A 14,136-nucleotide genomic window follows, 5' to 3' on the forward strand; every position below is an offset into this window, starting at 1 on the left:
GGCGCCACGCCCCAGACGGGTGGCGCCACGCCCCAGACGGGTGGCGCCACGCCCCATGAGAAGAGGCCGAGGCGCTGCTCGCAACGATCGATCCGATGACGGCCCGGGGTGCGGCCTCAAGGACAGCGAGGTACAGCAAGGTGCAGCGGCACGGCACGGCTCGCAGCGAACCGGCTGCTCGGCTCCACCCCCGCCTACCTGCGTGGGCGGTCGGGCGGTGCGAGACACCACGCGCAGTCGCCCGCCGATGCCCAGGACGGCGCCGCGCCGCCGCGCGGCGCCGTCCTGGGCGCCTTCGCCGTCTCACGAGCGTGTCCCCCGCCCCGTCCGAGCGCCTCCGCAGCCCGTTCCGTGCGAGCGAGCACACTCCCCGCCGCCCGCCCGATTGGTCACCGGCCGCGAGCCAGCACCCGGAAGGTGTCCAGCGACGGATCGGCGGCGTCGGGGATCAGCAGCCCGTGCGCGACACCGCTGCGCAGGTAGTCCACCACCTCGGCGTTGACCACCTCGCCGGGCGCCACCGCGGGGACCCCCGGCGGGTACGGGGTGATCGTCTCGGCGGAGATCCGGCCGACCACGTTCTCGGGCCTCACGTGCTCCACCTCCCCGAAGAACGCGTCGCGCGGCAGCCGTGCCTGCTCCAGCTCCAGGGCCGGCGGCTCCGGCAGCCGCACCGGCGTGCGCCGTTCCATCCCGGGGGCCGCCTCGACCAGGGAGTGCAGGGCGTCGATCAGAATCTGCTCGGTCTCGTCGTCGTCCGCGTACGTGATCGCCGCGCTCATCCGGCAGGTGTCGGAGCCGCCCAGGTCGACATGACGCTCGCTCCGCAGCCACTCCACCGCCTGCATGCCGCTGATGCCGAGGCCCCGGACGTCCATCACGATCTTGAGCGGGTCGAACTCCGCCGCGAGCCCGGCCTCGACGACCTCCTCGCCCATGACGGTGAGCCCGGGCAGGCCCGCGGCGGCCTTCCGCACCCGGCTCGCCCGCCGCAGCGCCTCGTCCAGCAGCTCGCGGCCCTGCTCGACCATCTGCCGCCGCCAGCCGTCGAGCGTCGCGTACACCAGGGAGGAGGCGCTCGTCGTCCCGAGCAGGTCCTCCCGCTGCTTGAGGACCTCCGGGGAGACCCGGTCGTGCTGCAGGTGGAACACCGAGCTCTGCTCGATCGCGCCGCCCATCTTGTGCACGCTGGTGACGACGAGATCGGCGCCCGCGTCGATGCCCCAGACCGGCAGGTCGGGATGGAACGGCAGATGCGCCCCCCACGCCTCGTCGACGATCAGCGGCACGCCGTACGCGTGGCAGACCTCGGCCACACCGCGCACGTCGGCGCACGTGCCCCAGTCGGTGGGGGTGATGAGCAACATGCCCTTGGCGTCGGGATGTTCCTCCAGACGCCGCCGCACGTCGTCCGGCTCCGGGGGGTGGGCCAGATGCCGTTCGGCGTCGAACTTCGGGTGCACCCAGATGGGCTCGACCCCGTTCACCACCACGGCCGCGATCACCGACTTGTGCGCGTTCCGCGACAGCAGCAGCTTCTCGCCCGGGCCGGCGACGGCGAGCATCGCGGTCTTGACCGAGAGCGAGCTTCCGCACGTCGAGAAGAACGCCTTCTCCGCCCCGACCGCGTCGGCCATCAGCTCCTGCGCCTGGTCCAGCACGCCCTGCGACTCCCGGCGGTCGTCCAGGCCGTTGAGGGTGAGCACGTCCGAGCGGAAGACGTCGAGGCCCACGACGTCGGCGACCCGGGGGTCGGCGCCCCGGCCCTGCTTGTGCCCCGGCGGGCCGAAGACGACGTCTCCTCGGCGCCGGAAGTCCTGAAGCGCCTCGAGTACCGGTGCGCGCGAGTGGTCCATGGCTCCTTCGGCTCCTCCGGATCGACATCTCGGACCGGGCCCGACAAGAGCCCGGGCGCCGTGCGGACCCCCGCGCGGCGCTCCGGGGCGTCTGCCCTGGACATCCCTCTCGAAACGGAAATACACAGGCATGAAACGCTTGCCGACGGGCACCGGGGTGCATGGCGGCCGGTGGGTGCGACGCACCGCGCCCGCGGCCGGAGCCGGGTCCGCCCGGTCAGGGAGGCACCATGAGTTTTCCGCTGCCGGACAACGTCGAAGAGCTGAAGGCCATGATCGGGCGGGAGGTCACCTCACTGCGGGACGGGGTGCGCCGCACCTCCGAGCGGCCCGCCCCCGCCCAGCCCGGGACGGAGGTCACCGCGCCGGTGCAGTCGCTCGCCCCGGGCTCCACCGCCGGCGCCGAGGCCTCACCCCGCTGCCTGTGCAGCACCCACGACCCGGGCGCCACGGGGACCTGCTCCGCGCTCGGCGCGATCCCCGCGTCCGCCGTCCTGCTCGAACCGCTGTACGACGACGAAAGCGGAACCGTAAGGGACTTCCGCATCGTCGCGGGCAACCGGGTACGGTCCGCCGACTGGCTGGAGGCCCCCGACCGCCAGGTGGGCCAGCGCTTCCTGGAAGCCAGGCCCGGAGCGGCCCAGAGCGGCCTGCTGGCGGCGCTCGCCGACCTCGTCGGCAACGGCGGCACGCTGGAGGGCCGGGTCGTCGACTACACCGAGCAACGGCTCGGCCGACTGCACCGGGCCCCGCTGCTGTACTCGGCCGCGCTCTGCGGGGAGCAGGTCCTCGCCACCTGGCGGCCCGTGCAGAGCCAGACCGAACTGCTCACCATCGACGCCCAGTTCCTCGCCTCCCTGGGCTGGGGCAACTGGGACCTCCTCTCCGGGAAGGTGACGTGGTCGGAGGGGCTGAGCCGGATCTTCCACGCCGAGATCGGCATGCCCTGGTCGCTGGAGCAGCTCTGCGACGCCCTGCTGCCGGACGACCTCACCGCGTTCTCCGAGTTCATCACCTCGGTGCTCGCCGGCGAGGAACCCGCCTGGACCCGCATCCGCTTCCTCGTCGTCGGCGAGGTGCGCACCGTCGACCTGCTCGGCCGCCCCGTCGCCGGCACCGACGGCAGGCCCTGGGCCGTCAACCTCGTCGCCCGCGACCTCACCCCCCAGATCCGCAGCCGCCGCCGACTCGCCGAGACGGAACGCGAGTCGGACCGGCTGCGCCGCCAGGCACAGGCCGAACGCCGGGTGGCGGACGCCCTCCGCGAGGCGCTGCTGCCCACCCTCTCGGAGGCACTGGCGGCCGTCGGGCTCACGGTGGCGGCCTCCTACCGGCCCGCCGAGCCCGACGCCGCCGTCGGCGGCGACTGGTACAAGTGCCGGCTGCTGCCCGACGGCCGGGTGCTGGTGGCGATCGGGGACGCCGCCGGACACGGCCTGGAGGCCGTCGCCCGGATGGCCCAGCAACGCCATGCCCTGGCCGGTCTCGCCCAGACCGGGGCCTCCGCCGGGGAGATCACGACCTGGCTGAACGAACTGGTCTGCAGCGACCCGAGCGGGGAGACCGCCACCGTGGTCGCCGGGCACATCGACGACAGCCGCACCCTGCACTGGGCCGACGCCGGACACCCCGCGCCCCTGCTGCTGCGGCACGGCCGGGCCGAGCCCCTCGACGCCGGCCGGAGAGGACCGCTGCTAGGTGCCCTGCCGGGGTACGGGTACGAGACCTCCTCGACGCCGCTGCGCGTGGACGACGTGCTGCTGCTGTACACCGACGGCATGGTGGAACACCGGGGCGAGGACGTGACCAAGGGCATCGAACGCCTCGCACACGCCATGGGCCGGGCCTCCGACCTCGCCCCGCAGGAGATGATCGACGTGCTGCTGGCCGACCCCGACCTGGCCGGGCCCGACGACGACGCCTGCATGCTCGCGATCCGCGTGAACTGACCCGGCCGGCGCCCAGGAGGAGCTTCCATGAACAGCCCGAAGGACGTGCACCCGAGGACCGCCGTCGTCACCGGCGCCGACTCCGGGATCGGGCGGGCGACCGCCGTCCGCCTGGCCGCGTCCGGCATGGACGTCGGCATCACCTGGCACCGGGACCTGAGGGGCGCGGAGGAGACCGCGGCCGAGGTACGGAGCCACGGCCGCCAGGCCTTCGTCGAGCCCATGGACCTGACCCGGCTGCCGGAGGCCGCCGAGGCCGTCGACCTCCTCGCCGAGCGGCTCGGCCGCATCGACGTCCTGGTGAACAACGCCGGCACGGGCACGGCGACGCCGTTCGTCGACCTCGACCACGCCACCGTCCAGCAGGTCCTGGACGTGGACCTGGTCGGCCCGCTGCTCTGCGGGCAGCGCGCGGCCCGGCGGATGATCCGGCAGGGCCACGGCGGCCGCATCGTGAACGTGACGTCGGTGCACGAGCACCAGCCCCGCGTCGGGGCGGCACCGTACTGCGCCGCCAAGGGCGGTCTCGGACTCCTGACCCAGGTCATGGCCCTGGAGCTGGCCTCGCACGGCATCACGGTCAACGCCGTCGCGCCGGGCGAGATCGCGACGCCGATGACCGGCCAGGAGGACACGGACGTCACCGCCGAGCGGCGCCCGGGCGTCCCCCTGGGCCGTCCGGGCGACGCCCGCGAGGTGGCCGCGGTGATCGCGTTCCTCGCCGGCCCGGACGCGTCGTACGTGACCGGCGCGTCCTGGGCGGTCGACGGCGGCATGCTGCGGATGGGGCCGATGGCGGGCTCCCACCTGCGGGAGGACGACTGGCGCAGCGGCTGATCCCCCGGCGGGGCGGAGGGCGTCATCCGCGCCGATCGGGGCAGACGCATGACCTGCGGACTCGCCGGGTCCGAGGGTCGATGTGTTCAGCGTGTACAGGAGCCTTGATGCGCACCGTAGGAGTCGAAGAGGAACTGCTGCTCGTCAGCGCCACCACCGGGGAGCCGCTCGCGGTGTCGTCCGCGGTGCTCGCCGCGGCGGCGGTCAGCGGAGACGAGGAGGCGCAGGGCGTCTTCGAGAAGGAACTCCACCAGGAGCAGTTGGAGTTCGCCACGAAACCCCTGAGCGACATGCGGGAACTGCGCGAGGAGATCGTCCGCTGGCGCGGTGAGGCGGCACGCCACGCCGAGGAGGCGGGCGCCCGGGTCGCGGCCCTGGCGACCTCGCCGCTGCCGGTGGAGCCGTCACGGAACCTCGGCCCCCGGTACCGGTGGATGGCGGAGCAGTTCGCGCTCACCACCCAGGAGCAGCTCACCTGCGGATGCCATGTGCACGTCTCCGTGGCGTCCGACGAGGAGGGCGTCGCCGTACTGGACCGGATCCGGCCCTGGTTGGCCCTGCTGAACGCGATCAGCGGCAACTCGCCGTTCTGGGGCGGCCAGGACAGCGGCTACAGCAGCTACCGCAGCCGGGTCTGGAACCGCTGGCCCTCGGCCGGGCCGTACGAGCCGTTCGGCAGCGCAGAGGGCTACCACGAGCGGGTGCGCGACATGCTGGCGACCGGGGTGCTGCGCGACACGGGCATGATCTACTTCGACGCCCGGCTCTCCCACAGCTACCCGACCGTCGAGATCCGCGTCGCCGACGTCTGCCTGGAGCCCGACACCACCGTGCTGGTGGCCACCCTGGCCCGCGGGCTCGTGGAGACCGCCGCCCAAGCCTGGCGCGAGGGCGTGCCGGCCGCCCGGATCCCGGCCGGAGTGCTGCGGCTGGCCTCCTGGCGGGCCGCCCGCTCCGGGCTCCGGGGCCCGCTCCTCGACCCCCGCACGATGCGTGAAACGCCTGCCGAGGCGGCCCTGGACGCCCTGCTGGAGCACACCGACGCGGCGCTGCGCGCCTGCGGCGACCGCGAGGCCGCCCACCGCGCCCTGGACCGGCTGCTCGCCCGCGGCGGCGGCGCGCAGCGCCAGCGCGAGCTGCACCAGGGCGGGTGCGACCTGGGCGAGGTGGTCCGGGAGTGCGTGCGGATCACGGTCGGCGACGACGCCTGACCGTGTCGGTGAGCCGCTTCTTCCGCGCGGTACCCGCCATCCTGCGGACGTCCTGCTCGTCCCAGGCGCGGGTGTCGCGCGGTTCGACGTACGGCTCCTCGTCCGGGGGCATGCCGCCGAGCACCGCACGCTGGCGCACCGTCTCCGCGTCGAACTCCAGGCCCAGCAGGATGGCGAGGTTGCCGATCCACAGCCAGACGAGGAAGACGATGACGCCCGCCATGGTGCCGTAGGTCTTGTTGTACGAGGCGAAGCCGCTGACGTACAGCGCGAAACCGGCGGAGGCGAGCAGCCAGATCAGCAGGGCGAGGACGCTGCCCGGAGTGATCCACCGCCAGCCCTTGACCTTGGCGTTGGGCCCGGCCCTGTACAGCAGCGCGATCATGACAGCCACCAGCAGGACGAGCACGGGCCACTTGACGAACGACCACACCGTCAGCGCGGTGTCGCCGATGCCGAGCGCGGTGCCGACGTGGCGGGCCACCGCGCCGGTGAACACCACGATCAGCGCGCTGACCGCCGCCAGCACCATCAGGAGCGCGGTCATTCCCACCCGGACCGGCAGCAGCTTCCACACCGGGCGGCCCTCCGGCATGTCGTAGACCCGGTTGGCCGACCGGAAGAAGGCGCCCACGTACCCGGAGGCCGACCACAGGGCGAGCACCACGCCGACGACCGCCATGACCGAGCCCGTGGCGGCGTGGCCCTGCAGCTGCTCCACGGCGCTGCCCAGGATGTCGCGGGCGGGTCCGGGGGCCAGCCGGCGCAGGTTGTCGAGCACACGGTCCGTGGCGGACTGCCCGCTGGCGCCGAGCACCGACACCAGCACCAGCAGGGCCGGGAACAGCGACAGCACACCGTAGTAGGTGAGGGCCGCCGCGCGGTCGGTCAGCTCGTCGTCCCTGAACTCGCGCACCGAGCCCTTGAGCACGGCGAGCCAGGCGCGGCGGGGCATCTTGGTCGGGCCGGCCGGCGCCCGCCGCTCCACCTCGGGCCCGGGACCGACGTCCTCGGGGGCCGGAGTCTTCTCTTCGCGGGAATGCTGTGATGCGGCCATGCCCTCCCGGGTACCCGTCCGCCGCACGCGTACGCGTGCGACCGACCGGCCGCCGGGACACCCGTCCGGGTGCCCCGGCAGCCCACCGCCCACCGGCTCATCCGATCTCGACGAGCAGGTCGCCGCCCTCCACCTGCTGGATCCTGGAGATGGCCAGGCGGGACACCCGCCCGCTCCTCGGAGCGGTGATCGAGGCCTCCATCTTCATCGCCTCGATGGTGGCCACCGTCGCGCCGGCCTCGACCTCGTCGCCCTCGGCGACGGCCAGCGTGACCACGCCGGCGAACGGCGCGGCGACGTGGCCGGGGTCGGACCGGTCGGCCTTCTCGGTCACCGGGAGGTCGGCGGCCGCCGCCTTGTCGCGCACCTGGATCGGCCGCAGCTGGCCGTTGAGCGTGGACAGGACGGTGCGCATACCGCGTTCGTCGGCCTCGCCGACGGCCTCCAGCTCGATGAGCAGCCGTACGCCAGGCCCGAAGTCGACGGAGTACTCCTTGCCGGGGCGCAGCCCGTAGAAGAAGTCCTTGCTGTCGAGCACGCTGGTGTCGCCGTACGCCTGACGGTGCGCCTCGAACGCCTTGGTAGGACCGGGGAAGAGGAGCCGGTTCAGCGTGGCGCGCCGGTCCTCGGCCAGACCGGTGCGGTCCTCCGCCGTGAGCTCCGGCAGCGGCTTGGGGCCGGCGCGGCCCTCCAGCGCCTTGGTGCGGAACGGCTCCGGCCAGCCGCCCGGCGGCGTGCCCAGCTCGCCGTGCAGGAAGCCGACGACCGAGTCGGGGATGTCGAAGCGGTTCGGCGCCGCCTCGAAGTCCTCGGGCGCCACACCGGCCCCGACGAGGTGCAGCGCGAGGTCGCCCACGACCTTCGACGACGGCGTGACCTTCACCAGCCGGCCCAGCATCCGGTCCGCGGCCGCGTACGTCGACTCGACGTCCTCGAAACGGTCCCCGAGGCCGAGGGCGACCGCCTGCGTCCGCAGGTTGGAGAGCTGCCCGCCGGGGATCTCGTGGTGGTACACGCGCCCGGTCGGCGCGTCCAGTCCCGCCTCGAAGGGCGCGTAGATCTTGCGGACGCTCTCCCAGTACGGTTCCAGGTCGCCGACCGCCTGCAGGTCGAGGCCGGTGGGCCGCGCGGAGTGGTCGGTGGCGGCGACGATCGCCGACAGCGAGGGCTGCGAGGTGGTGCCGGCCATCGAGGCCACCGCGCCGTCCACCGCGTCCGCCCCGGCCTGGATCGCCGCGAGGTACGTGGCCAGCTGACCGCCGGCCGTGTCGTGGGTGTGGAGGTGCACCGGCAGGTCGAACTCCCGGCGCAGCGCGGAGACCAGGGTGGCCGCGGCGGGAGCGCGCAGCAGCCCGGCCATGTCCTTGACCGCCAGCACGTGCGCGCCCGCGGCGACGATCCGCTCGGCCAGCCGCAGGTAGTAGTCCAGCGTGTACAGCTTCTCCGCGGGGTCGGAGAGGTCGGACGTGTAGCACAGCGCGACCTCGGCCACGGCCGTCCCGGTCTCCCGTACGGCGTCGATGGCGGGCCGCATCTGGTCGACGTCGTTCAGCGCGTCGAAGATCCGGAAGATGTCGATGCCGGTGGCGGCGGCCTCCTGCACGAAGGCGTCGGTCACCTCCGTGGGGTACGGGGTGTACCCCACGGTGTTGCGGCCCCGCAGCAGCATCTGCAGGCAGATGTTCGGCACGGCCTCGCGCAGGGCGGCCAGGCGCTCCCACGGGTCCTCGGCGAGGAAGCGCAGCGCGACGTCGTAGGTGGCACCGCCCCAGCACTCCAGGGACAGCAGCTGCGGCAGCGTGTGCGCCACCGTCGGGGCGACGGCGAGCAGGTCCTTGGTGCGCACCCGGGTGGCGAGCAGCGACTGGTGGGCGTCGCGGAAGGTGGTGTCGGTGACCGCCAGGGTCGGCGACTCGCGCAGGCTCCGCGCGAAGCCCTCCGGGCCGAGCGCGGCCAGCCGCTGGCGGGAGCCGGCGGCCGGCCGGCCCGCGGGCAGCGGCGGCAGCTTGCCGGCGGGGGAGACGAGTTCGGGACGGGGGCCGTGCGGTTTGTTGACGGTGACGTCGGCGAGATAGGTGAGCAGCTTCGTGCCGCGGTCGGCCGAGTGGCGCGCGGTGAGCAGATGAGGCCGCCGCTCGATGAAGGAGGTCGTCACCCGTCCGGCCCGGAAGTCCGGGTCGTCCAGGACGGCCTGCAGGAAGGGGATGTTCGTGGACACGCCCCGGATGCGGAACTCGGCCACCGCGCGCCGGGCCCGGGCGACGGCCGTCGGGAAGTCCCGGCCGCGGCAGGTCAGCTTGACCAGCATGGAGTCGAAGTGGGCGCTGACCTCCGTGCCGGCGTGCGTGGTGCCGCCGTCCAGCCGGATGCCCGAGCCGCCCGGCGAGCGGTAGGCGCTGATCATGCCGGTGTCGGGGCGGAAGCCGTTGGCCGGGTCCTCGGTGGTGATGCGGCACTGCAGGGCGGCACCGCGCAGGACCACGGACTCCTGCGTCAGGCCGAGGTCGGCGAGGGTCTCCCCGGCGGCGATGCGCAGTTGCGACTGCACCAGGTCGATGTCGGTGACCTCCTCGGTCACCGTGTGTTCGACCTGGATGCGCGGATTCATCTCGATGAAGACGTGGTTGCCGTCGGGGTCGAGGAGGAACTCCACGGTGCCCGCGTTGCGGTAGCCGATCCGACGGGCGAAGCGCACGGCGTCGTCGCAGATGCGCTGCCGCACCGCCGGGTCGAGGCCGGGGGCCGGCGCGAGCTCGATCACCTTCTGGTGCCGTCGCTGCAGCGAGCAGTCCCGTTCGAACAGGTGGATGACGTCGCCCGTACCGTCGGCGAGGATCTGCACCTCGATGTGCCGGGGGTCGACGACGGCCTTCTCCAGGAAGACGGTCGCGTCCCCGAAGGCGGACTCGGCCTCGCGGGCCGCCGCCTCGACGGACTCGCGCAGCGTCGCGGGATCCTCGACGCGCCGCATGCCGCGTCCGCCACCGCCGGCGACGGCCTTGACGAACACCGGGAAGCCGATGTCCTCGGCGGCCGCGACCAGTTCGTCCACGTCGGTGGAGGGCGCCGAGGAGCCCAGCACGGGTACGCCCGCCTCGCGGGCGGCGGCCACCGCACGCGCCTTGTTGCCGGTCAGCTCCAGGGTCTGCGCGGACGGGCCCACGAAGGTGATGCCCGCCTCCTCGCAGGCGCGCGCCAGTTCCGGGTTCTCGGACAGGAACCCGTAGCCCGGGTAGACGGCGTCGGCACCGGCCAGCCGGGCCGCCCGGATGATCTCCTCGACGGACAGGTATGCCCGCACCGGATGCCCGGGCTCCCCGATCTCGTACGCCTCGTCGGCCTTCAGCCGGTGCAGAGAATTGCGGTCCTCGTGCGGGAAGACGGCCACCGTGCGCGCACCCAGCTCGTAGCCGGCGCGGAACGCGCGAATCGCGATCTCCCCGCGGTTGGCCACCAGAACCTTGCGGAACATCCTGATCCCTTCACCCTGCCGGTGATGAGCACGACGGGTCCCCGACGCCTCCACCACGTACCCACCGCCCAGGGACGGCACTCACCCGCGTCACGCCCGGCTCGTTCTCCGCGACGCCCAGGGCTGCGCGGTGGCGTACCGAAGCTCCCACCACCGTGACATGGATCCCGCAGCCCACCTGTCTCGGGCGCGCCACGACGCCTCGCGGCTCCGTCGGCGGGGTCATCCGGGCGTCAGCGCGCCGAGCAGGCGCTGGGTGGCGGTGTTCGCGCCGGTCAGGGCGAGCGGGATGCCGAGGCCCGCGCACATGCGGTGGGCGCGGACCACGGCACTGAGGGTCGCGGGGGTGGGTTCGCCGGCGGGCAGCCGCACGATCACACGACGGGGGCGGTGGGCGCGCAGGAAGACCTCGATCTGCAGTGCGGCCGCGGCCCGGCTGGTGATGTCCAGCTGCTCGCGCAGGGTCAGGCGAAGGGTGTCCCCCTCGGCGGCATGGCTGATCAGCAGGGTGACCTCCGCTGTCTCATCGCGCCCGCAGGACGGCGCCGCACACGGCGGCAGCGGTCCGCTGCGGGGCGGACCCCGGTCGTGAACGTTCCCAGCATCGCAGCACCGGCGCGCTTCGGCTCGTTGTCACGGTGCCGGTTCCGCTCGGCACCGCCGCCGGCCGCTGCCTCAGCCGTCGAAGGCGACGTGCAGGGCGCAGACGTCGTCACGGCGCAGATCCGGGTCGAGGAGGCCGTCCAGGATCCCCTGGAGCACACCGGCGCCGTCGCCCGCGCACCCCACCAGGGAACGGGCCAGGCGCCGGAAGCCCTCGTCGATGTCCTCGCCCGGCTTCTCGATCAGGCCGTCCGTGTACAGCAGCAGCTGGTCACCGGGCTGCAGGCGCAGCGTGGCCGCCGCGTACCGCGGGGCGGCGACCGCGCCCAGCAGCACCCCGTCGGGGGCCCGGAGGAAGCGGGCCTCGCCCTGCCGCAGCAGCAGGGGAGGCAGGTGGCCGGCCTGCACCCAGGTCAGCGCGCGGGCGGCGGGCTCGTAGCGGCCCATGATCATGGTCGCCGTACCGCCGTCCCGCTCGGGACTGTGCAGCAGCAGCGTGTTCAGCCGGGCGAGGATCCTGGGCAGGGGCGTGCCGGTGATGGCCATGCCCTTGGCGGTGAAGCGCAGTTGGGCCATCGTCGCGACGGCGTCCAGCCCGTGTCCCGCGACGTCGCCGACCACCAGCAGAGCGCTGCCGTCGGGCAGCTCGATGGCGCTGTACCAGTCCCCTCCGACGTTGAGCCCCTCCGGCAGGGGGTGGTAGGCCACGTGCACGGTGAGGCCCGCCAGGTGCAGGGACTGCTGGGGCAGCGGCAGCAGCGCGTGCTGCAGCCGGGCGGCGAGCTCGCGTTCGGCGGTCAGCAGGCCGTCCTGGACCAGGGCCGCCCGCTCCTGGTCCAGCAACCGCTGTTCGGCCCGTTTCGCCGCGGTCAGGTTCTGGAAGAAGCCGTGGACCGCCACCGGGGCGCCGTGGACGTCGACCTCCGCCTCGGCGACGAACCGCACGTGCCGGAGCTCCCCGTCGGGACCGGTGATGCGGAAGACCTGGTCGACGGGCCTGCCCTCGCCCAGCAGCCGCTTCACGGTCCGCCTCAGCGTGGGCAGGTCCTCGGGAACGACCAGGCCGGACAGCTCCTCCAGCCTCAGCGGGCCGAGGGCCGGATCCCGGCCGAAGATGGCGTAGACCTCGTCCGACCAGGTGATCGTGTTCCGGACGAGGTCCCGGTCCACCCAGCCCATGCTGCCCAGTCGCTGCATCGCCTCCAGCCGGCGCCGCTCGCGGTCGCTGCTGTCCAGGCGCACCCAGGAGACGATCAGCCCTCCCCGGCAGGCCGCTGCGCGGACCGTGAAGCGGGACAGCCGCGGCACACCGGCCAGGACCTCCTCGTACTCGAAGGGATCCCCCTCGTAGCGGGTGCCGGTCTCCAGGACCCGCAGATATCCGCGCCACAGGTCCGTGCCGGCCACCGTCGGGTACGTCTCCCGGATGCTCAGCCCGACCAGCGCCCGGCCCTCGCGCGACGCGACGTCGACCGCGTCGGGTGACGCCGCCGCGATGCGGAAGTCCGTCACCGCGCCGTCCGCCCCGCGCACCGGCAGGAGGAAGACCACCGAACCGGGAAGGCCGTCGAGCACGGCCTGGACGGCGGACACGGGCACTTCCGCGGCCTGGTCGCGTTCCGCCGCTGGTGCCTCGTCGCGGTCACCGGTCATAGGACGAGCATGACACGGGAGAGCGCCCGCTCCCCACGGCGGTACGGATGCCGGTCTGCGTGATCACCGGCTCGGCCGCGCGCGCCCGTCACGGGGTAAGGCTGGGCCGAACGGGGAAGTCCTCGGCCGGGCCACCCGTGCGGAACGGCGTCGAGCGCCCAGATTCGAAGCCATGAAGAACACGGCCGTGGTGGTCATCGACATGCTCAACCCCTACCAGCACGAGGACGCGGACCTTCTGGTCCCCTCCGTCGGCGCGGCGCTCCCCGCCGTGGAGCGGGCGCTGTCCGCGGCGCGGGCCGCGCAGGTGCCGATCGTCTACGCGAACGACAACTTCGGCCAGTGGCGCTCCCATCACGGCGAGATCGTCGACATCGCCATGGCGGGCGAGCACCCGGAACTGGTGGAGCCGGTCCTGCCGGACGAGGACTCCCTCTTCGTCCTCAAGGCACGCCACTCGATCTTCTACGAGACGCCGCTCGCCTATCTGCTGGGCACCATGGACCTCACCCGTCTGGTCCTGGTGGGCCAGGTCACCGAGCAGTGCGTGCTGTACTCGGCGCTGGACGCCCACATCCGCCACCTCGACGTCGTCGTGCCGACGGACGCGGTCGCCCACATCCACGCCGACCTCGCCGAGGCTGCCCTGCGCATGATGGAGCGCAACATGGGCGCCCGGCTGATCGACGGACCCCTGCCGCTGTGACTCAGCCGGAGCTCGCGCTGGGGACCTTCAACGGGTCGCGCGGCGCCTGCTTCTTGGCCTCCTCGAGTCGCTCGCCCAGGTCGAGGAGGCGGTTGCGGCCCATGGCCTTGCGGACGTCGGGGAACCAGTCCTTCTCCTCCTCCTCGACGTGGTGGCGCACCTGCTCCATCAGCACGCTCATCTTGGCCTTGAACCGCTCGTCCGCCGGATCCATGCCCTTGAGCTCGGAGAGCATCCACACCGCGGCGTGGTGCTCCTCGACGCTCTCGAGGACGTGGTCCTTGGTGTCCGGGGCGGCCTCGCGGGCGGCGGGGTAGAAGTACCGTTCCTCGATCCAGGCGTGGACGGTGAGTTCCTCGATCACCTCGTCGGCGATCCGGCGCCGCTCGGCGGTGTCCTCGTCGCCGGTCTTCTCGAACCGCTTGAAGAGCTTCTCCACCGTCTTGTGGTCTTCCCGCAGCAGCACGATGGCGTCCAACAGCCTCTCCTTCCGCCCGGCGGCAGGGCCGCCGCCGTCGTCTTCCGGTCCCTGACGGGACGACCGCTACATCTGGTCCATGTCGTCGTCCCGCAGGTCGTCCTCCCCGCGCTCACGGCGCGTCGGATCCGTCTCCTCGCCGCGACGGCGCATCTCGTCGGGGCCCTTGCCGCCCTGACGCGGGCGGGAGGATCCCTCTCCCGGCCCGTGCTGCTCCTCGCGGCCCTTGCCCGGCTGCTGCCTCTTGCTCGACGAACCGCCCATGGCGACGACTCCTCTGTCGGTCGGTGACTGCCTTGCCCGACCAACCTGAC

At 73.2% G+C, this 14,136-nt stretch carries 11 protein-coding genes; 4 read left to right on the forward strand and 7 right to left on the reverse strand.

Going from position 1 to position 14,136, the window contains the following annotated elements; translation table 11 throughout:
- Nucleotides 1-389 precede the first annotated feature (389 nt).
- Entirely contained in the window at nt 390-1,856 is a 1,467-nt protein-coding gene (locus tag ACIGXE_RS17340; protein ID WP_399748126.1) for an aminotransferase class I/II-fold pyridoxal phosphate-dependent enzyme, read from the reverse strand.
- 230 nt (nt 1,857-2,086) lie between these two features.
- Here ACIGXE_RS17340 and ACIGXE_RS17345 point away from each other — a divergent pair, with 230 nt between their 5' ends.
- The 3 genes from ACIGXE_RS17345 to ACIGXE_RS17355 all read left to right on the forward strand — a co-directional run bounded on the left by ACIGXE_RS17345 (nt 2,087) and on the right by ACIGXE_RS17355 (nt 5,853).
- Nucleotides 2,087-3,805, forward strand: coding sequence for a PP2C family protein-serine/threonine phosphatase (locus ACIGXE_RS17345; protein WP_399748128.1), 1,719 nt, complete (start codon nt 2,087-2,089; stop codon nt 3,803-3,805).
- 27 nt (nt 3,806-3,832) lie between these two features.
- Nucleotides 3,833-4,642, forward strand: a complete 810-nt coding sequence (locus ACIGXE_RS17350) for an SDR family oxidoreductase (protein ID WP_399748130.1) — start codon at nt 3,833-3,835, stop codon at nt 4,640-4,642.
- Nucleotides 4,643-4,749: 107 nt separating this feature from the next.
- Entirely contained in the window at nt 4,750-5,853 is a 1,104-nt protein-coding gene (locus tag ACIGXE_RS17355; RefSeq protein WP_399748131.1) for a glutamate--cysteine ligase, read from the forward strand.
- Here ACIGXE_RS17355 and ACIGXE_RS17360 read toward each other — a convergent pair.
- The 4 genes from ACIGXE_RS17360 to ACIGXE_RS17375 all read right to left on the reverse strand — a co-directional run bounded on the left by ACIGXE_RS17360 (nt 5,831) and on the right by ACIGXE_RS17375 (nt 12,638).
- Nucleotides 5,831-6,910, reverse strand: a complete 1,080-nt coding sequence (locus ACIGXE_RS17360; protein WP_399748134.1) for a YihY/virulence factor BrkB family protein — start codon at nt 6,908-6,910, stop codon at nt 5,831-5,833. The genes ACIGXE_RS17355 and ACIGXE_RS17360 overlap by 23 nt on opposite strands.
- 97 nt (nt 6,911-7,007) lie before the next feature.
- Nucleotides 7,008-10,382 (reverse strand): pyruvate carboxylase, encoded by a 3,375-nt coding sequence (locus tag ACIGXE_RS17365; protein ID WP_399748136.1) that lies wholly within the window; start codon nt 10,380-10,382, stop codon nt 7,008-7,010.
- 222 nt (nt 10,383-10,604) lie between these two features.
- The gene (locus ACIGXE_RS17370; RefSeq protein WP_399748138.1) at nt 10,605-10,754 is read right to left on the reverse strand and encodes a hypothetical protein; all 150 of its coding nucleotides are present in this window, start codon (nt 10,752-10,754) and stop codon (nt 10,605-10,607) included.
- Between the two features lie 303 nt (nt 10,755-11,057).
- Nucleotides 11,058-12,638 carry a PP2C family protein-serine/threonine phosphatase gene (locus ACIGXE_RS17375; protein ID WP_399748140.1) on the reverse strand — a complete coding sequence of 527 codons (1,581 nt, stop codon included), beginning with the start codon at nt 12,636-12,638 and terminating at the stop codon, nt 11,058-11,060.
- A 172-nt stretch (nt 12,639-12,810) separates the two neighbouring features.
- Between ACIGXE_RS17375 and ACIGXE_RS17380 the strand changes: the two genes are divergently transcribed.
- Nucleotides 12,811-13,344 carry a cysteine hydrolase family protein gene (locus tag ACIGXE_RS17380; RefSeq protein ID WP_399748142.1) on the forward strand — a complete coding sequence of 178 codons (534 nt, stop codon included), beginning with the start codon at nt 12,811-12,813 and terminating at the stop codon, nt 13,342-13,344.
- A gap of 1 nt (nt 13,345) precedes the next feature.
- On the opposite strand, the gene ACIGXE_RS17385 is transcribed toward ACIGXE_RS17380, so the two are convergent.
- Together ACIGXE_RS17385 and ACIGXE_RS17390 are read right to left on the reverse strand one after the other, a co-directional pair.
- Nucleotides 13,346-13,822 (reverse strand): hemerythrin domain-containing protein, encoded by a 477-nt coding sequence (locus ACIGXE_RS17385; protein WP_399748145.1) that lies wholly within the window; start codon nt 13,820-13,822, stop codon nt 13,346-13,348.
- Between the two features lie 66 nt (nt 13,823-13,888).
- A complete protein-coding gene (locus ACIGXE_RS17390; RefSeq protein ID WP_399748147.1) occupies nt 13,889-14,086 on the reverse strand; it encodes a hypothetical protein in 198 nt (65 codons plus the stop codon).
- Between the last annotated feature and the right edge of the window lie 50 nt (nt 14,087-14,136).

Origin of the sequence: Streptomyces sp. NPDC053431 (assembly GCF_044544925.1) — a bacterium.
In the GTDB taxonomy this organism is placed as follows: Bacteria; Actinomycetota; Actinomycetes; order Streptomycetales; family Streptomycetaceae; genus Streptomyces.

What these genes read in the sequence shown, in the direction of transcription:
- ACIGXE_RS17360 (WP_399748134.1), bottom strand. Translation starts at nt 6,910, where the DNA reads ATGGCCGCATCACAGCATTCCCGCGAAGAGAAGACTCCGGCCCCCGAG.
- ACIGXE_RS17365 (WP_399748136.1), bottom strand. Translation starts at nt 10,382, where the DNA reads ATGTTCCGCAAGGTTCTGGTGGCCAACCGCGGGGAGATCGCGATTCGC.
- ACIGXE_RS17350 (WP_399748130.1), top strand. Translation starts at nt 3,833, where the DNA reads ATGAACAGCCCGAAGGACGTGCACCCGAGGACCGCCGTCGTCACCGGC.
- ACIGXE_RS17345 (WP_399748128.1), top strand. Translation starts at nt 2,087, where the DNA reads ATGAGTTTTCCGCTGCCGGACAACGTCGAAGAGCTGAAGGCCATGATC.
- ACIGXE_RS17355 (WP_399748131.1), top strand. Translation starts at nt 4,750, where the DNA reads ATGCGCACCGTAGGAGTCGAAGAGGAACTGCTGCTCGTCAGCGCCACC.
- ACIGXE_RS17340 (WP_399748126.1), bottom strand. Translation starts at nt 1,856, where the DNA reads ATGGACCACTCGCGCGCACCGGTACTCGAGGCGCTTCAGGACTTCCGG.
- ACIGXE_RS17375 (WP_399748140.1), bottom strand. Translation starts at nt 12,638, where the DNA reads ATGACCGGTGACCGCGACGAGGCACCAGCGGCGGAACGCGACCAGGCC.
- ACIGXE_RS17390 (WP_399748147.1), bottom strand. Translation starts at nt 14,086, where the DNA reads ATGGGCGGTTCGTCGAGCAAGAGGCAGCAGCCGGGCAAGGGCCGCGAG.
- ACIGXE_RS17380 (WP_399748142.1), top strand. Translation starts at nt 12,811, where the DNA reads ATGAAGAACACGGCCGTGGTGGTCATCGACATGCTCAACCCCTACCAG.